The organism is Yinghuangia soli (assembly GCF_021502675.1).
Classification (GTDB): domain Bacteria; phylum Actinomycetota; class Actinomycetes; order Streptomycetales; family Streptomycetaceae; genus Yinghuangia; species Yinghuangia soli.
Genome location: NZ_JAKFHA010000028.1, coordinates 94,699 through 111,087, shown reverse-complemented (window position 1 = coordinate 111,087; position 16,389 = coordinate 94,699). Strand labels below are relative to the sequence as shown.

Genomic DNA, 16,389 nt, shown 5'->3' with positions numbered 1-16,389 from the left:
GGTCGCCTTGGCGGGCCGGCCCGCGCCCAGGCGCAGCAGGTGCTCGCCGACCTCGGCGAGCACGGCGGCCTGGTCGGCGTCCCCGGAGGCGGCCACCAGGGCCCGCCACAGCAGCTCGTCCGGGGAGACCGCGGCGATCTTGCCCTGGTCGCGCAGCCAGCCCTCGACGTCGGCCAGGGCGAACGTCGGGCTGGTGTCGGTGCCGCCTACCGGCTGCGGGAAGTCCGTGAACCGCCGGCGCCAGTTGCTGACCGCCGCGCGGCCGACACCGGCGATGCGGGCGATCTCGGCGGCGGTGACCTGGGGCCCAGTCACGTGCGGCACCCCTTTCGTGTGGTCCGTGTGGTGGCCGTGGCGGCCATCGTGAACTGCCGAGAGTGACCCTACCGTGACATGCGATCTTCCGAACAGATTGCCTGTTGACACTATTCACAGCGCTCATCCATAGTGATGGTGTCACCACAAAGCAACAGGTCCGGAACGAACACGGGCCCCGCATAAGGAGAGCGATCCCCATGACGAAGCACATCCTCGGCAAGCGCATAGGCGTCCTGGTCGCGGCCGGCGCCGTGGCCGTCCTGGCCACCGCCTGCGAAAGCAAGGACGCGGACGCGAAGAGCTCGGGCAGCACGAGCACCACGGCCGCGGCGCCGGGAACCGGCGGCGAGACCCCTGCGGGCGGCAAGGCCGACGGCACCGCCAAGCCCGAGGACAAGGGCGATGCGGGCAGCAAGGGCGGCGACAAGGGCAAGTACGCCGCCGAGCTGAACACGTACCTCAAGACCACGTCGCAGGCCGCGCACGTCCTCGAGGTCCGCGCCGAGAAGCAGATGGGCACCGACTACACGGTGACCATCAACACCTCCCTCGACCCGGCCGACGGCGCCGCACTCGAGCAGGCCGCCGCGTCGATGGACGCCGGCGAGAAGCTGACCAACGCCGCCGAGGAGTGGATCCAGGCGCACGGCGACCTGAAGGTCGTCTACATCGAGGTGCTCGACAAGAACAAGGGCACGGTCGGCAACGAGAACCTCGACAACAAGCCCAAGGACAAGGCCGCGAACCAGGCATACGCAGCCGAGGTCCTGGCCGCGCTCAAGGCCACCGCCAACGGCGCGCAGGTCGAGGAAGTGTTCGTCTTCGCCGGCCCGGTGGGCGCCAAGCTCGTGGTGGACACGGCGATCGCCGCCGAGAACGGCGACGTGGACGCCGACCTCGCCCGTATGGAGAAGGCCGAGGAACTGGCCAAGGAGGCCCTGCAGTACGTGCAGGACCACACCCAGGTGAAGGTCACCTACATCGAGATCCTCGACACCGAAAAGGGCCTGGCCGGCAACGAGAACGTCTGAGCCCCGGCCGCCTGTCCAGGCTGTTCAGGCGCCGCTGGATTCCGGGGTGTGCGGGGCGGGGTGGCCCTCGCGCAGGAGGCGGCGCCAGCGGACCGGGTCGTGGTCCGCGGCCCGGGTGCCGTCGAGGAACTCCTCGATGGCCTTCACGAAACCCGCCGGGTCGTCGTGGTGCGGGAAGTGGCCCGAGTCCGGGAACACCTGCAGCAGGCTGCCGGGCATCGCCGCCTTCGCGGCATGCGCGTGCGACACCGGTATGACGCGGTCGAGTTGGCCCCACATGATCAGGGTCGGCAGCCCGGCCGCCAGATAGCTGCGGTCGAGCATGGTGATGACCTGGCCGCGCGCGTCGACGCCGGCGCGCAGGGTGCGCAGGAAGGCCTGCCGGGCGGTCCGGTCGGCCAAGGACTCGTAGCGCTTGAGGACGTAGTCGAAGTCGGTGCCGAGGCCCAGGCCCGCCCAGGCCAGCGGCCCGCGCCGGCCCAGGCGCCCGACGGTGCGCAGCACCGGGGCGACGGCTCGTACCGCGGCCCGGACCGGAGCGGCGGTGGCGAGCGGCAGGGCCATCTCGGCGCCCGGTCCCGCGGCGAGCCGCAGCAGGGGGTGCACGTCGCGCCCGATGCCCGCGGTGCCGACCAGCACGAGGCGTTCGCAGCGCTCGGGGAACTGGTACGCGAACTGCATGGCGACCCCGCCGCCGAGCGAATGGCCGACCACGGTCACCCGCTCGATGTCCAGCACACCGAGCAGGTCCCGCATGCCGCAGGCGTACGCGGCGACCGCGTAGTCCGCCCGCGGGTGGTCCGAACTCCCGTGCCCCAGCAGGTCGGGGGCGATGACGGTGTGGTGCCGCGCGAGCTCGCCGAACACCGGCGCCCAGGTCTCCGAGCTGTCCCCGATGCCGTGGATCAGCAGCAGCGGCGGCCCGTCGCCGGCCATCCGGAAGGCCCGCCGGTACCCGTGCACCTCGCGGTAGTTGAGCATGGCCAGAGCGGCTTCGGTCATGGCCCACCCCGATGTTCGGCGCATTCCGCGGTCAGCTTCGCCGACCATGGTCCGACCGTCCGGTTTCACGGACGCTACCGTCGTGTAAGGCTCGGGTGACGTACCGTCAGGTGCCGGTGGCAGGGCCTACCAAGGGAGTTCGGGCAGCGCTGCGGGCGCGTCGTCGCGGAGCACGGTGCCCTCGATCAGTCCGTACGGCCGGTCCGCCGCGTAGTAGACCTCGCCGGGGTTGTCCTGCCCGTACGGCGCCAGGTCGACGAGGAAATGGTGCTTGTTCGGCAGCGCGAGCCGCACCTCGGCCAGCCCGTCCTGCTCGGCGAGGACCGCCTCGCCCATCGCGTACAGCGTCTGCTGGAGTGCGAGGCTGTGCGTGCCGGCGAACGCCCGCAGGAGCGTCGCCCTGGCCTGCGCGTACGAATCCGCCCAGTCGGCCTCGGTCCCGGTGTGCCGCCAGCGGGCCTGCACCGATGTCGCCAGCACCCGGTCGGAGGTGGGCTGCAGCGTCGTGTAGCGGTCCTGCAGGAAGCCGTGGAACTCCGAGCCGGTGGACTTCAGCACCGTCACGTCCTCGATGCCCGACACCACCTGGGTGCCGTCCGGGCCGCACACCGCGCCCGCGTAGCGCGTGCCCGCGCCGCGCGACCATGCGTGCGGATGCGGGCCCTCGGCCGCGTCGATGCGGTCCCACGGGTACGCCTGGATGCGCACCCGCGCGGTGTGCACCGGCTCGTACGCGGCCGGGAAGTGCCGGGCCAGCCGCAGTGCGAACTCCTCGATCTCGCCGACCGGCCGGTCGCGGGCGAAGGAGTACACGATGCCGCGCATGGTGTCGGTGGGCAGCACCGCGGAGTTGTCCCCGGACAGGTGCGTGGCGGCGAGGTCGCCGGACAGCGCGATCGACACGTTCAGGTCGGTGATGCGGTGGTGCACGGCGTCGTCGCGCGCCACGCGGACCAGGCGCACCTCGGCCTTGCCGTACCGGTTCGGCCCCAGGACGATGCCCATCCGCACTCCCTGCGTCGTGTCGCTGCGAAGCTAACCGCCCGCACCGGCACGGTCAAAGACCCGCACCGGCAGGTCGCCGACGCACTGTCCGGTTTCCGACCGGGCGCGCCGCGGGAAGAGCCGCCACATGAACCGACCCCACCCCGCGGACCTGCCCACCGGACTTCGCGCGGACGGCCCTGTGGACCTGCTCGTCGAGGACGCCGGCGTCCTCGTCGCCGAGACCGGCGTGGAGATCCCCGGTGGCTGGATCGCGGTGCGCGGCACCGCGGTCGCCGCACTCGGCGGCCCCGCCGACCCGCGGCCCGCCGCCGCACGCGTGATCTCCGCGGGCGGGCGGCTCGTCACGCCCGGCCTGATCAACACGCACCACCACATCTACCAGAACCTCACGCGCTCGTTCGCGCCCGTCGTCCACGGCACCCTGTTCGAGTGGCTGACCGGGCTCTACCCGGTCTGGTCGCGCCTGGACGAGGAAGCCGTGGAGGTCTCCACGTACATCGGGCTGGCCGAACTCCTGCTCGGCGGCTGCACGACGAGCACCGACCACCTGTACGTGCACCCGCGCCCCCGGCTGATCGACGCGCAGATCCGCGCCGCGCAGGCCATCGGCTTCCGCTTCCACCCCACCCGCGGCTCCATGACCCGCGGCAAGAAGGACGGCGGGCTGCCGCCGGACATCGTCGTGCAGTCCCACGAGCAGGTCCTGGAGGACAGCGAGCGCCTCATCGCCGCCTACCACGACCCCTCCCCCGGGGCGATGCTGCAGATCGCCCTCGCGCCCTGCTCGCCGTTCTCGGTGACCGAGGAAGTCATGCGCGACACCGCCGAGATGGCCGAGCGGCACGGCGTACGCCTGCACACCCATCTCGCCGAGGACCACGACGAGGACTCCTACTGCCTGGAGGTGTACGGCTGCCGCCCGGTGGAGTACTTCGAGCGCGTCGGCTGGGGATCGGACCGCTCGTGGGTCGCGCACTGCATCTACCCGAACGAGGCCGAGATGGCCCGGCTCGCGCAGTGGGGCACCGGCGTCGCGCACTGCCCGAGCTCGAACATGCTCATCGGGCACGGCACCGCGCCGGTGACCCGGATGCGCGAACTCGGCCTGCCGGTCGGCCTGGGCTGCGACGGATCGGCGTCCACCGACCACGCCTCGCTGTGGCTGGAGGCCCGTACCGCGCTCGCCCTCAGCCGCTACCGCAACGGCCCGGGCGCCGGCCTCACCGCGCGCGACGTCCTCGACATCGCCACCCGCGGTTCGGCGGCCTGCTTGGGCCGCGCCGACCTCGGCGTGCTGCGCGCGGGCTCGCCCGCCGACCTGGTGGTGTGGCAGGCCGACGAGGTCGCCCTGGCGGGCGCGCACAGCGACCCGGTCGAGGCGTGGCTGCGCTGCGGCCCCGCACGGGCCGGGACCACGGTGGTGAACGGCCGGGTCCTGGTCGACGACGGACGGCTCACCCTCGGCGCGCTGCCCGACATGCTCGCCGCGCACCGCCGGATCTCCCTCGACATGCAAGGCCTCGCGGACTGACCCTGCGCGGTGCGCGAACCGGAATGCCCTGCTGCCGCGTCACATCCTGCGAACGGGACGCGGCAGCACCGCGCACACCCCATCCGGGGGTTGCGCGCGGCGGTAGGCTGCCGCTCATTCACGAGACCCCACCTGCGCGTTTCCCGGCCATCGGGGCGCCCGGGCAGGTCGCGTGACGGTCTGTCGGCAATGTGCGGAGGGCGGGCGGCAATGGAAGCGCTGAAGCCGGGCGACCCGGGGGTCGTGGGCGGATACCGGCTCTCCGGGCGGCTCGCCCAAGGACGCCTGGGTGCGGTTTTCGTGGGCAAGGCCAAGGACGGCTGCCCGGTCGCGGTGCGGCTGGTCCGCCCGGACCTGGCCACCGACAAGAAGTTCGTGGAGCGCTTCCGCAAGACCGTCGCGGCGGTCCGCGAGGTCGACGGACTGCACCTGGCGCACATCCTGGACGCCGATGCGGACGGCACGCCGCCGTGGCTGGTCACCGAGTACGCGCCCGGCCTGACGCTGGAGGCCGCGGTCGCGCAACACGGCGCGCTGCCCGAGGAGTCGCTGCGCGCGCTCGGCTCCGCGCTGGCCCGCGCGCTCGTGGCGGTGCACGCCGCGAAGGTGGTGCACCAGGGCCTGGCGGCGGGCACCGTGATGCTCACCGCGGACGGGCCGCAGATCACCGACCTGGGGATCCCGGCCCTGCTCGGCGCGGACGCGACCGGCGGGCTGCCGGCTCCCGAACAGGCCACCGGCGGCACGGTCGGCGCGCCGACCGACGTCTTCGCGCTGGCCGCGGTGCTGTGCCAGGCGGCCCGGGTGGCGCCGTACGGCAAGGGCAGCGCCGCGGAGTTGGCCCAGAAGGTGCTGCGGGCCGGCCCCGAGCTGGACGAACTGCCGGACGACCTGGCCCCGATCGTGGCCCGCTGCCTGGCGCGCCGCCCGGACGCGAGGCCGACGGCGGCGGAACTGGTCGAGTTGTTCGACGGCGAGGACGCGACGGGGACGGGGTGGCTGCCTACGCCGCTGCGGGCCGCGGTCGCGGAAGCGGTGAAGGCCGGGACTCCCGCGAAGAAGAAGAGCAGCAGCGCGAAGAAGGCGACGACGCCGGCCAAGGCTGCTGCTTCGGCTGCGCCCGCGGCCGCGGCCGCGAAGCCTGTGGAGACGGCCAAGCCCGCGCCGGAGCCTGCCAAGAGCAAGGACGACGACAAGGCCGAACCCACGGGCAAGGGCAAGGACGCCGTGGAGGCGGCCGAGCCGGAGACCGTCGAGGTCCAGGTGAACGTCGTCGTGGCGAAGGCCGGCGGCAAGGCCGCGGACAAGACCGATGGCGAGCCCAAGGACGCGACCGAGGACGAGTCCGGCGGCAAGGATGCCGATGAGGCGTCGCCGGATGCCAAGCCGGACCTGGCGAAGCCCGCCGCGGCCAAGTCGGCCGTGCCGGCGCCGCGTCCCGCGGCCAAGACCGCCGCCAAGACGGCGGCGAAGGCGGCGCCGGAGCCCGCCGCTGCCGCGGAAGCCGCGGAGCCCACGGTCGTGGTGCCGAAGCCGCTGGACCAGCCGCAGCTCGTGAAGCCGCGTGCGGCAGAGCCTGCGGCTCCGGTTCCCGAAGCGGACCAGCCGACCAAGAAGGCGCCGGCCAAGAAAGCCGCCGCGACCGCCGCGACCGCCCCGACCGTGGTGGTGGCCGCGCCGCCTGCGCCCACGGTCCCGGCACCGCGTACCGATGCCGCCGCCACGGTCATCGCCGACCCGAAGCCCGCCGCAGCGGCTGCAGCCGCCACCACCGCGCTCCCGGCCGCCGCTCCGGCGGTGTCGCCGGTCGCGGCCCCGGCCGCGGTGCCCGTCGAACTCCCGGTCGCGGTACCGGTGCAGGCGCCGCGCAAGCGCGAGGCGAGCAACGCGGTCTGGTACGCGGTGATCGTGCTGGTCGGCCTGACGTCGGTGGGGCTGGCCGTCTACCGGCTGGCCGACAGCGCCTGGCGCGACCTGCAGAACCCGGTGATGGGCATGGTGCTGCCCGGCATCGCGCTGGTGTGCGGCCTGGCCGGCATCGCGGTGCTGGCCCTGGCCGTATCGGACCGCAAGAAGGCCGCCGCCGCACAAGCAGCGCAGGGCCTCGGCGGCCCAAGCGGCCCCTGACCCCAGGCTTCCGCACACGAAAAGGCGCGCCCGCCGCGGACTTTCAGTCCGCAGTGGGCGCGCCTTCGGTCTTGGGAGAAGGCCCGAGAGCAGGATCGGAGTCGAGGCCAAAGGCCCGAGCCCAGCGGTGCACACCCAGCCGAGCCCAGCACCTCCGCGCTCCGCATCTCGCACAGCGCGGTTGGCGATGGTGGGCGGCGGGCGGCGGGCGGGTGGTCGGTGGGTGGTCGGCGGTCGGGCAGTCAGCAGGCGGCGGGCTAGCGCAGCGCCATTGCGCTCTGCATCTCGCTCTGGACGAACGTCGTCAGCGCCGCACCATGCAACCCTCCCAATCCCCCGCACACCACCGGGACGAACTGGTCCGGCCGGGCGGCCAGGGCGACCCGGCCCTTGTCGTCGACGCGGCCCTTGGCAGCCAGGATCTCGGCGTTGGCGGGGCGGAAGGCGTCGACCGGCTGCCAGGCGTGTTCGTGGATGTACTCCTGGAAATCGGCGGCTTCGGGGAAGGCCTCGCCCAGCCGCCGCGCCCACATGGGGTTGAGCAGGAGCACGATCTGGCCGCTGTCGCCGGTGAGTTCCAGGAACCAGTTGTTGAGCGGGAACGCCACGGTCCGGGCGATCGCGTAGGCGAGGTCGCGGGGGTCGTCGTTGTTGACGTCGGCGAAGGGGAACACGCCCTTGCCGCCGTGCACGGTGACCACTTCGTCGGCGGCGCCGAAGCCGCGGCGTTCGGCGAGGGAGGGCCACGGCGAGCGCTCCTCCCACTCGCCGAAGCACAGCCCGAACCGCGCGGGCTGCCCGAAGACCGTGCGGGAGGTCTCGCCGGCCCGCTGGCCGCCGATGTTGCGCAGGCACAGGGCGACGGCCCGGCCGATGGTCATCGAGCCGCGGCCGGCCGCACCGCCCAGGCAGCCGGCCCGGTAGTCGATGCGCAGGTCGTCGCGGGCCGGGCCGTTGACGATGAGCATCGGGGAGACGCTGGAGGTCGTGGTGGTGAGCCCGACCGCGTTCCACTCGGGCACCAGGAGCGCCTCGACCGCGGCCAGCACGTACGAGAACGCCTGCGGCTCCACGCCGGCCAACGCCGCGTTGATGGCGACCAGTTCGACGGTGGCCACGCCGAACCGGGGCGGCAGCGCGCCGAGCACGTGGTCGCCGGGGTACGGGGTGGCGGCGAGCAGGGCGTGCACGCGGTCGTCGGTGGCGGCCAGCACCGGCGCGCCGTCGCCCCAGCCGCCGTGCAGCGAGGCTTCGTACAGCGACATCCCGCCGTCGTCGTCGACTTCCAGGACCTCGGCGGTCAGCTCGTACGCGCCGTTCGCGGAGCCGGCCGCCCGCGGTGCGCTCCGGCCGTCCGGGCCGCCGGATGTGCCCGCGGCGTTCTTGTCGCGCTTGTCGCGCTTGGCCTTGCCGGGCTTCAGGCTCTTGCCCGGGCGGGCGTCGCGCTCGCTTCTGCCGTCGACCTGGTTCTTGCCGCTCACCGTGTCGCTCCCAGGAGTTCGAGGAACCTCGGGTAGTACGCGGAGGCGATGTCCCGCAGTTCGCCGGCGGGCAGGCCTTCCAGCGGATAGGGCAGCACGAGGACCTTGAGGCTGGGGTGGCCGAGGAAGGACGCCATGTTGCGGGCGTGCGTCTCGAATTCCTTGCACACCGCGACCACCGCGGGGCGGCGCAGGCGTTCCAGGGCGACGGCGTCGCTGACGCTGTTGGAGGTGCACGAGCCGCAGGTGCCCAGGCCGGTGACGCCGCAGTCGACCCGTCCGGCCCAGGAGGCGACGTCCTTGCGGGTGCGTTCGCCTTCGTCGCCGACGCGGCCCTTGGCGAGCAGGACTTCGGGTTCGGCGCCGTCGTCGCGCAGGTAGCGCTGCCATTCGTCGACGATCAGCAGCCAGGAGCGCCACGAGCCTTCGTGGCGGAGTCCGACGGTCCGGCCGCGGAGCGGGCCGTCCACGGTGAACGACGGGGCGCCTACGTCGGCCGGCGGGCGGGCGACGGGCAAGCGGACGCGGATTCTGGGCCGTGGAGTCGTGGAACTGCCCATGGTTCCCCCCTCGGGAAGGGCTCGGCGGCGGCAGTCGGGACGGCGGGGAGGGTCAGGCCGGGGGGATGCGCGGGTCGTGCAGCACGAGTTCGAACTCCTGGGGGATGCCGCGGCGCAGGACGTCCGCCACGACCTCGGCCAGGCGCTCGGGCGGCAGGATGCACTCGGCGCATCCGACGCCGTCGAGTTCCAGCCGCAGTTCGACGAGTGCGGTGCGCGGGTCGGCGCGGACGAGCACCAGGTCGGCGCCGTCCGCGCGGAGGGGGCGGCGGAGTTCCTCGACCGCGGCCGCGACGCTGACTTCGTCCATCAGTCCTCCGTTCGCCTCCCTGCACGCCATGGTTAGCACGGAAACTGACGGTGCGTCGACCACTCCGGGCGAGGTCCGGAAAATACCCGCGCGCGGCGGCTGCGTACCGGCTGCGGCGCTGCCGGACGGTGATCCACTTGCTGCGCTTGGTGATCAATCAGGCGGTGCGGGCGGGGACTTCGCGGTGTCGCGCGGATCGGCCCGGTAGTCGTATTCGGCGAGGACTTCGGCGGTGTGCTCGCCCGCGCCGGGCCCGGGTGCGGCGATCCGGCCGGGCGTCGCGGACAGCCGGGGTGCGGGCGCGGGCATGAGGACCGGCCCCGACTCCCCCGCGTCGCCGCCGGAGACCGCGCTCAGGTTGCCGCGGGCGGCGATGTGCGGGTCGGCGAGCAGGGCGGCGAAGTCGTTGACCGGGGCGACCGGGATGCGGGCCTGCACGAGCGCGGCGACGACGTGGTCGCGGTCGTGCGCCGCGACCCAGGCGGCGACGAGCGCGTCCAGTTCGTCGGCGTGGGCCAGCCGGGCGGCGGAAGTTCCGTATCTGGCGTGGTCGTCCGCGGTGTCACGGCCGATGACGGCGAGGACGCGGGCGACCTGCCGGTCGGTGGTGCCGGAGACGACGGCCCAGTGCCCGTCCCGGGTGCGGTAGACGTTGCGCGGCACGCCGCCCGCGACACGGCTGCCGGTGCGCGCCGGGGCGGGCGCGCCCGAGGCGGCGTCCCATCCGGCGATGGCCGGGCCCAGCAGCCCGAGGACCGGTTCGTACATGCTCACGTCCACGTACTGGCCGCCTGCGCCGCGTACTTCGCGGGCCCGGCAGGCCAGCAGGACGCCGATGACGCCGGACATCGCGGTGAGGGTGTCGCCGAGCGGGACGGAGGGCAGCATGGGCGGCCCGTCGGCGTCGCCGGTCAGGTGGGTGAGGCCCGCGAAGCCTTCGGCGAGCGAGCCGTTGCCGAAGCGGTCGCGGTACGGGCCGTCGGCGCCGTAGCAGCTGACGCCGACCACGATGAGGTCCGGGTTGAGGGCGTGCAGGGTCGCGCGGTCGGCACCCCAGCGGCGCAGCACCGGTTCGGGGTGGTTCGCCACGAGGACGTCGCTGCGCGCGGCCAAGTGCCGAAGCGCGCCGCGCCCTTCGGCCGTCTCCAGGTCGAGGACGACGGACCGCTTGTTGCGGTTGATGTACGGCCACAGCAGCGAGCGGCCCTCGCGCTGCGCGCCGATGGCCCGCAGCGGGTCGCCGCCGGGCGGCTCCCACTTGACCACGTCGGCACCGAAATCGCCGAGCACGGCGGCTATTTGCGGGGCGGCGAGGAGGGTGGAGAGGTCGAGGACGCGGAGTCCGGCGAGCGCCCCGCCGCCCGTCTGCGCGGAGGCCGGGTCTGCCTCGCCGGTCAGGGCAGGACCCCGACTCCGCCGTAGCTGTGGATGAGCGCGGTCTGCGCGGGGGTGGGCGGGGCGCCGTCCGGACGCCAGTGCGCGACCCGTACCAGGCCGGGGTCGACGAGCTCGAACCCGTCGAAGAAGGCGAGGATTTCGGCGTGCGAGCGGGGCGTCACGCCGGCCGAGGTGGTGGCGTAGATCTCGACCGCTTCGCGGGCCTTCTCGCGGTCCACGCGGTCCCGGGTGGCCTGCGCGACGATCAGCATGCTGCCCGGCGCCAGGGCCTCGCGGAGCGTGCCGACGATGCGCTGCGGGTCGTCGGCGGCCGAGATGAAGTGCATGATCGAGATCAGGGCGACGCAGACCGGGCGGCCGAAGTCGATGACGTCGCGGACCTCGGGCGAGGCCAGGATCTTCTCCGGCTCGCGCAGGTCGGCCTGCACGTAGGTGGTGCGGCCGCGGCCGTCGGGGGCCATGAGCGCCCGGGCGTGCGCGAGCACGATCGGGTCGTTGTCGACGTAGGCGACGCGCGTCTCCGGGGCCACGGACTGCGCGATCTCGTGCGTGTTGCCGGGGGCGGGGATGCCGGTGCCGATGTCGAGGAACTGCCGCATGCCCTGCTCCGCGGCGTGCCGCACGGCCCGGCCCAGGAAGGCGCGGTTGGCGCGGGCGGTCTCGACGACGCCGGGGATGCTGGCGATCACGCGTTCGGCGGCGTCGCGGTCCGCGGCGAAGTTCGTCTTGCCGCCGAGGAAGTAGTCGTACATGCGTGCGGTGTGCGGGGTGGCGACGTCGATGCCGGTGGGCACGTGCGTCTCGATCTCGGCGCCGCGCGGCAGTTGCCACCAGGCTCCGTCGGCGTACGCCTCGGAGTCGTCACCGCGGTGTTCCCCGGCTGCCCCTCCGGGCCGGTCGGGACCGCCTTGCTGCGCGGATGCCGCCATGTTCGTCTCCCCCTTGTCGGGTCCGTCGGCGCCGTTGAGCTCGGTCGAGCCCGCTCGGGCGCCGTCGCGCACGCAGGCGGTGCCGGGTCAGGTCTTGACCGCCACCGCCGTGTAGACCACGGCCTCTTCGAGTTCCTGCGGGGTGGGTTCGGGCGTGCCGGGGTCCGGGCGCCACAGCGGGGCGCGGACCAGGCCGGGCTCGATCGGGTCGAAGCCGGCCAGGAGCGGGGCGATCTCGTCCGCGCTGCGGGGCACCACGGGAGCGCTGGCGCGGTCGTAGACCTCTTCCGCGTAGCGCTTCAGCGCCTCGGTCTTGAACGACGCGTGCGTGAGGATCAGCATGCTGCCGGGCGCCAGGCCGGCGCGCAGCCGGGCCACGATGCCGGCCGGGTCCTCGGCGTCCCGCACGAAGTGCAGCACCATCGCCATGACCACGGCGACCGGCTGGTCGAAGTCGATGACGTCGCGGACCTCGGGGGCCGCGAGGATCTTCTCCGGGTCGCGCAGGTCGGCCTGGAAGAAGGTGGTGCGGCCGCGCGGGTCGCCGCTGACCAGGGCGCGCGCGTGGGCGAGCACGATGGGGTCGTTGTCGACGTAGGCGACGCGCGTCTCGGGTGCCACGGCCTGGGCGACCTCGTGGATGTTGCCGTCCGCCGGGATGCCGGTGCCGAGGTCGAGGAACTGGCGGATGCCGTACTCGGCGGTGACGGTGCGCACCGCGCGGACCAGGAAGTCGCGGTTGATGCGGGCCACGTAGCGGGTCTCGGGCACGGCCTGGAGGATGAGTTCGGCGGCCGCGCGGTCGGCCGCGAAGTTGTTCTTGCCGCCCAGGAAGTAGTCGTACATTCTCGCGGGATGCGCAATGGAGGTGTCGATGCCCTGCGGCACCTGGGTCTCGACTTCATCCCCTCGCGGCAAGCGCCACGGCTCGGGTCCCCGCTGCGTCACGGCTATCTCTCCCGCCCGTACGTACTCGGCCGTACGTCGTCGCGAGCCTACCGGGTACGCCTTTTTCGTGGTGATCCAACTTCCGTGTCGCACAGGCGTTTCGGGGCTTCCTGAGATGTTCTGTCCGGTAATTCCTGTGCGGGAACTGGGGGAAGCCCCTCGATTCGCCGCGGGTCGGTGGTCAGGCGTCCCGCATCCCGACGACCATGAAGATGCGGGAAGCGTTCGGCACGTCGGCCGCCTCCCGGACACGGGCGGCGCGGAGGTGGGGGGCACATGCGTTCCTGGAGCGGGCGGACGCGGGGCATCGCCGTGCTGGTTCCGGCACTTGCGCTGCTGGCAGGGTGTGCGGCGGGGGTCGGCAGGGTGCCGTCCGCAGAGGGCCCGGCGCCGACCGTGGTCCCGGCGGCGTGGCCGGCGCGCGACACCGACTACCCGCCGCCCGCGGCCGACAGCAGTTGCGATCCGCGGGAGAGCCTGACGCCGATGGCGCAACTACCGGCGCCGGGGCGGATGCCGGCGGGCTCGACGATGGCGGCCATCGTGGAGCGCCGCAAACTGGTGGTGGGGGTGGACCAGAACACCACGTACTTCGCGTCGCTGCAGCGGCACTCGCAGAAACTCGCGGGCTTCGACATCGAGATGGCCGAGGCGGTCGGCCTGGCCTTGTTCGGCGAGCCGGGGCATGTCTCGTACCAGGTGATCACGCAGGCGCAGCGCATCCCGTTCCTGGAGGCGGGCACCGTGGACCTGGTGGTGAACACCATGACGATCACGTGCGACCGCAAGGAGCGGGTGGCGTTCAGCGGCAACTACTACGACGACGGGCAGAAGGTCCTGGTGCCGTTCGACTCCACCGCGGCCGACATCGCCGACCTGGCCGGGAAGCGGGTGTGCACAGCGCGGATGACCACGTCGATCCGCACGCTGCGCGACCGGGGCGTGCAGCCGTACGCGGTGGACAACTGGACGGACTGCCTGGTCGCGCTGCAGCGCGGCGAGGTCGACGCGGTCTCCACGACCGGCGCGCTGCTGGCCGGGCTGGCCGCGCAGGACCAGGACGTGCGGATCACCGGCCCGCGGTTCACCGACGAGCCGCACGGCATGGCGGTGCGCAAGGACCGCGGCGACTTCGTGCGGTTCCTGAACGCGCTGCTGGTGCGGATGCTGCAGGACGGGACGTGGCAGAAGTTGTACGACCAGTGGCTCGCGCAGCCCTTCGCCGAGGATCGGAAGCAAGGCCTGGGCAAGCCTCCGGAGTCGCATTACCGGGGGTGAGACGGCCTGCGGACCACAATGGGCGCCATGGACGATCTCGCGACGGGCACCGCCGCTCCCCCGACGGCCGCGGAGCGCGAGAAGGCGCTCGGGGTCCGCCGGATGAAGGCGATCGCCACCGGGTTCCTGGTGCTGGCGACCGTGGTCTTCGTGGCCGCGCGGTGGGCCGAGGCGCGCGGCGCGGGCGCGTGGTCGGGCTATGTGCAGGCCGCCGCGGAGGCGGGCATGGTCGGCGCGATGGCCGACTGGTTCGCGGTGACCGCGCTGTTCCGGCGTCCGCTGGGCCTGCCCATCCCGCACACCGCGATCATCCCGACCCGCAAGGACGCCCTGGGCGACAGCCTGGGCGAGTTCGTCGGCGACAACTTCCTCTCCGATGCGGTGGTGCGGCGGCGGCTGGCCCAGATGGACGTGGCCCGGCGCTTCGGCGGCTGGCTCGCGGAGCCGCGGCATGCCGAGCGGGTGACCGAGGAGTTGTCGGCGCTGGCCCGCGCGGCGCTGACGATCCTGCGCGACGAGGACGTGCAGACCGTGTTCGGCCAGGCCATCACGCGGCGGGTGTCGGCCCGCCAGGTCGCCCAGCCGATAGGCGCGCTGCTGGAGCGGGTGGTCGCGGACGGCGGCCACCGCGGGCTCGTCGACCTGGTGGTGGACAAGGCGCACGGCTGGCTGGTGGACAACCGCGAGGCGGTGCTCAGCGTGGTCGCCGAGGAGTCGCCGGGCTGGTCGCCGCGGTTCCTGGACCGCACGGTCGCGAACAAGGTGCACCGCGAACTGGTCCGGTTCGCCGAGGCGGTGCGCGACGACCCCGGGCATCCGGCGCGGCAGGCGGTCGACGCGTTCCTGGCCGACACGGCGTCCGACATGCAGCACGACCCGCGCATGATCGCGCAGGTCGAGTCGCTGCGGGACCGCACGCTCGCGCATCCGCAGATCCAGGAGCTGATCACCTCGGTGTGGGCGGCGGCCCGGACGATGCTCGTGGAGGCCACCGAGGACCCGGAGAGCGAACTGCGGGCGCGGGCCACGGCAGCGGTCCGGTCGTTCGGCGTGCGGCTGGCGGACGACCCGCGGATGCGCGCGAAGGTCGACACGTGGCTGGCGGACGGCACGGCGTACGTGGTGACCACGTACCAGGAGGAGATCACCGCGCTGATCACCGACACCGTGCGGGCCTGGGACCCGGCGGAGACCTCCCGGAAGATCGAACTGCACGTGGGCCGCGACCTGCAGTTCATCCGCATCAACGGCACGGTGGTGGGCGCGCTGGTCGGGCTGGCCATCTATACGGCCGGGCAACTGCTGGGCTGACGGCGGCAGCCGCGGCCGCATCAACGGCACGGTGGTGGGTGCGCTGGTCGGGCCGGCCATCTACACGGCCGGACAACTGCTGGGCTGATAGCGGCAGCCGCGGCCGCCCTGCCCCGGCTCTCCCCTGCTGCGTCCGCAGCCGCGGTCACGGGCGCCTTCGCCTCCACCGCTGCGCCGCGGTCGGTGCGGCGGGCGCGGGCGGGTGGAACCGGCGGAGGGGGTGGGTCGTTCTGTGTGCGCGGATGCCGCGCTGCGGGGTGCGGTTGCAGACGGGGAGGTCGCGGCATGGACATGGTTGCGGTCGGCGGGGTGCGCATCGCGTACGAACGGGTCGGCGCGGGACGGCCGGTGGTGCTGGCGGGCGGCACGGGGATGCCGCCGGTGGCGTGGGAGTTCTCCGGCGTGCGCGACGCGCTGGTCGAGGCGGGGTTCGAGGTGGTGGCCTATGCGGCTCGCGGCGTCGCGCCGTCCGATGCGCCGGAGCCGCCGTACTCGATCGACGACCTGACGGCCGATCTGGCCGGCCTGCTGGACCACTTGGGGATCCGCGATGCGGCCGTCGTGGGATATTCGCTCGGCAGCTTCACCGCGGAAGCGCTCGCGCACGCGCGTCCGGACCTGGTCGGGTCGCTGGTGCTGATGGCCGGCGCGGGTCCGCTGTCGGGGGTCGTGCAGGCCGTGGTCGAGACGGAGGCGGAGCTCATCGCCGCGCTCGGCCACCTGCCCGCCGCGTATTCGAAGCTGCTCACGCTGATCAGCACCTTGCCTCCGCGCGTGCTCCTGGAGGACCAGGACCAAGTGCGGGTGTGGCTCGAACTCTTGGGCGGCCAGGAGTCGGTGTGGGCGTCAGCGGCGGGTGAGGCCGGGCAGGCCGCGGCGGCGGCCGGGTGGCTGCACGATCCGGACCGGATGGCAGCGCTGGCCGGGATCGCGGTCCCGGCGCTGGTGCTCGCGTTCGAGCACGATCTGTATCTGCCGCCGCAGGGCGGCCGGATCGCCGCGGATCTGCTGCCCGCCGGCCGCTTCCGGCAGATCGACGGCGCCGCGCACGGCGGCCTCCTCACGCATCCGAAGGAGACGGCCGAGGCGCTGGTGGAGTTCCTCACCGGGGTGTGAGCCGGAAAAGGCGGCGGGGCGGCAGCCGGGTCATGCCCGGT

General features: G+C 73.4%; 14 protein-coding genes and 1 pseudogene. 6 read left to right on the top strand and 9 right to left on the bottom strand.

Annotation, left to right across the window (positions count from 1 at the left end; genetic code table 11):
- A pseudogene (locus tag LZ495_RS32905) lies at positions 1 to 315 on the bottom strand (SAM-dependent methyltransferase); the annotation flags it as partial.
- Between the two features lie 200 nt (positions 316 to 515).
- Between LZ495_RS32905 and LZ495_RS32900 the strand changes: the two are divergent.
- The gene (locus LZ495_RS32900) at positions 516 to 1,349 is read left to right on the top strand and encodes a hypothetical protein (RefSeq protein WP_235056703.1); all 834 of its coding nucleotides are present in this window, start codon (positions 516 to 518) and stop codon (positions 1,347 to 1,349) included.
- Between the two features lie 24 nt (positions 1,350 to 1,373).
- Here the strand turns inward: LZ495_RS32900 and LZ495_RS32895 are convergent, their stop codons facing one another.
- Together LZ495_RS32895 and pucL are read right to left on the bottom strand one after the other, a co-directional pair.
- On the bottom strand, positions 1,374 to 2,351 hold the full coding sequence (locus tag LZ495_RS32895; protein ID WP_308268676.1) for an alpha/beta fold hydrolase: 978 nt from the start codon (positions 2,349 to 2,351) through the stop codon (positions 1,374 to 1,376).
- A gap of 126 nt (positions 2,352 to 2,477) precedes the next feature.
- Entirely contained in the window at positions 2,478 to 3,356 is an 879-nt protein-coding gene (pucL, locus tag LZ495_RS32890) for a factor-independent urate hydroxylase (RefSeq protein WP_235056702.1), read from the bottom strand.
- Positions 3,357 to 3,483: 127 nt separating this feature from the next.
- Here pucL and LZ495_RS32885 point away from each other — a divergent pair, with 127 nt between their 5' ends.
- Entirely contained in the window at positions 3,484 to 4,890 is a 1,407-nt protein-coding gene (locus LZ495_RS32885) for an 8-oxoguanine deaminase (RefSeq protein ID WP_235056701.1), read from the top strand.
- Between the two features lie 210 nt (positions 4,891 to 5,100).
- Positions 5,101 to 7,017 carry a serine/threonine-protein kinase gene (locus LZ495_RS32880; protein WP_235056700.1) on the top strand — a complete coding sequence of 639 codons (1,917 nt, stop codon included), beginning with the start codon at positions 5,101 to 5,103 and terminating at the stop codon, positions 7,015 to 7,017.
- Between the two features lie 257 nt (positions 7,018 to 7,274).
- On the opposite strand, the gene LZ495_RS32875 is transcribed toward LZ495_RS32880, so the two are convergent.
- The 6 genes from LZ495_RS32875 to LZ495_RS32850 form a co-directional block, all read right to left on the bottom strand.
- A complete protein-coding gene (locus LZ495_RS32875) occupies positions 7,275 to 8,498 on the bottom strand; it encodes a hypothetical protein (protein ID WP_235056699.1) in 1,224 nt (407 codons plus the stop codon).
- On the bottom strand, positions 8,495 to 9,016 hold the full coding sequence (locus LZ495_RS32870) for a UGSC family (seleno)protein (RefSeq protein WP_235056698.1): 522 nt from the start codon (positions 9,014 to 9,016) through the stop codon (positions 8,495 to 8,497). Before LZ495_RS32870 ends, LZ495_RS32875 begins: the two co-directional genes overlap by 4 nt.
- Positions 9,017 to 9,110: 94 nt before the next feature.
- On the bottom strand, positions 9,111 to 9,368 hold the full coding sequence (locus LZ495_RS32865) for a NifU family protein (protein WP_235056697.1): 258 nt from the start codon (positions 9,366 to 9,368) through the stop codon (positions 9,111 to 9,113).
- 153 nt (positions 9,369 to 9,521) lie between these two features.
- Positions 9,522 to 10,766, bottom strand: coding sequence for a CaiB/BaiF CoA transferase family protein (locus LZ495_RS32860; RefSeq protein WP_268823652.1), 1,245 nt, complete (start codon positions 10,764 to 10,766; stop codon positions 9,522 to 9,524).
- The gene (locus LZ495_RS32855; protein WP_235056695.1) at positions 10,763 to 11,695 is read right to left on the bottom strand and encodes an SAM-dependent methyltransferase; all 933 of its coding nucleotides are present in this window, start codon (positions 11,693 to 11,695) and stop codon (positions 10,763 to 10,765) included. The genes LZ495_RS32860 and LZ495_RS32855 overlap by 4 nt, the downstream gene beginning before the upstream one ends.
- 87 nt (positions 11,696 to 11,782) lie before the next feature.
- On the bottom strand, positions 11,783 to 12,643 hold the full coding sequence (locus tag LZ495_RS32850) for an SAM-dependent methyltransferase (protein ID WP_235056694.1): 861 nt from the start codon (positions 12,641 to 12,643) through the stop codon (positions 11,783 to 11,785).
- A 276-nt stretch (positions 12,644 to 12,919) separates the two neighbouring features.
- Between LZ495_RS32850 and LZ495_RS32845 the strand changes: the two genes are divergently transcribed.
- The 3 genes from LZ495_RS32845 to LZ495_RS32835 all read left to right on the top strand — a co-directional run bounded on the left by LZ495_RS32845 (position 12,920) and on the right by LZ495_RS32835 (position 16,348).
- Positions 12,920 to 13,921: a glutamate ABC transporter substrate-binding protein gene (locus tag LZ495_RS32845; RefSeq protein WP_235056693.1), complete on the top strand. Its 1,002-nt coding sequence runs from the start codon at positions 12,920 to 12,922 to the stop codon at positions 13,919 to 13,921.
- Positions 13,922 to 13,948: 27 nt separating this feature from the next.
- Positions 13,949 to 15,232 carry a DUF445 domain-containing protein gene (locus tag LZ495_RS32840; protein ID WP_235056692.1) on the top strand — a complete coding sequence of 428 codons (1,284 nt, stop codon included), beginning with the start codon at positions 13,949 to 13,951 and terminating at the stop codon, positions 15,230 to 15,232.
- A gap of 285 nt (positions 15,233 to 15,517) precedes the next feature.
- Positions 15,518 to 16,348 carry an alpha/beta fold hydrolase gene (locus LZ495_RS32835; protein ID WP_235056691.1) on the top strand — a complete coding sequence of 277 codons (831 nt, stop codon included), beginning with the start codon at positions 15,518 to 15,520 and terminating at the stop codon, positions 16,346 to 16,348.
- Positions 16,349 to 16,389: the final 41 nt, after the last annotated feature.

Excerpts from the sequence above, each read along its gene's own strand:
- pucL (WP_235056702.1), bottom strand. The coding sequence starts at position 3,356 with ATGGGCATCGTCCTGGGGCCGAACCGGTACGGCAAGGCCGAGGTGCGC.
- LZ495_RS32900 (WP_235056703.1), top strand. The coding sequence starts at position 516 with ATGACGAAGCACATCCTCGGCAAGCGCATAGGCGTCCTGGTCGCGGCC.
- LZ495_RS32845 (WP_235056693.1), top strand. The coding sequence starts at position 12,920 with ATGCGTTCCTGGAGCGGGCGGACGCGGGGCATCGCCGTGCTGGTTCCG.
- LZ495_RS32895 (WP_308268676.1), bottom strand. The coding sequence starts at position 2,351 with ATGACCGAAGCCGCTCTGGCCATGCTCAACTACCGCGAGGTGCACGGG.
- LZ495_RS32855 (WP_235056695.1), bottom strand. The coding sequence starts at position 11,695 with ATGGCGGCATCCGCGCAGCAAGGCGGTCCCGACCGGCCCGGAGGGGCA.
- LZ495_RS32885 (WP_235056701.1), top strand. The coding sequence starts at position 3,484 with ATGAACCGACCCCACCCCGCGGACCTGCCCACCGGACTTCGCGCGGAC.
- LZ495_RS32865 (WP_235056697.1), bottom strand. The coding sequence starts at position 9,368 with ATGGACGAAGTCAGCGTCGCGGCCGCGGTCGAGGAACTCCGCCGCCCC.
- LZ495_RS32840 (WP_235056692.1), top strand. The coding sequence starts at position 13,949 with ATGGACGATCTCGCGACGGGCACCGCCGCTCCCCCGACGGCCGCGGAG.
- LZ495_RS32880 (WP_235056700.1), top strand. The coding sequence starts at position 5,101 with ATGGAAGCGCTGAAGCCGGGCGACCCGGGGGTCGTGGGCGGATACCGG.
- LZ495_RS32835 (WP_235056691.1), top strand. The coding sequence starts at position 15,518 with ATGGACATGGTTGCGGTCGGCGGGGTGCGCATCGCGTACGAACGGGTC.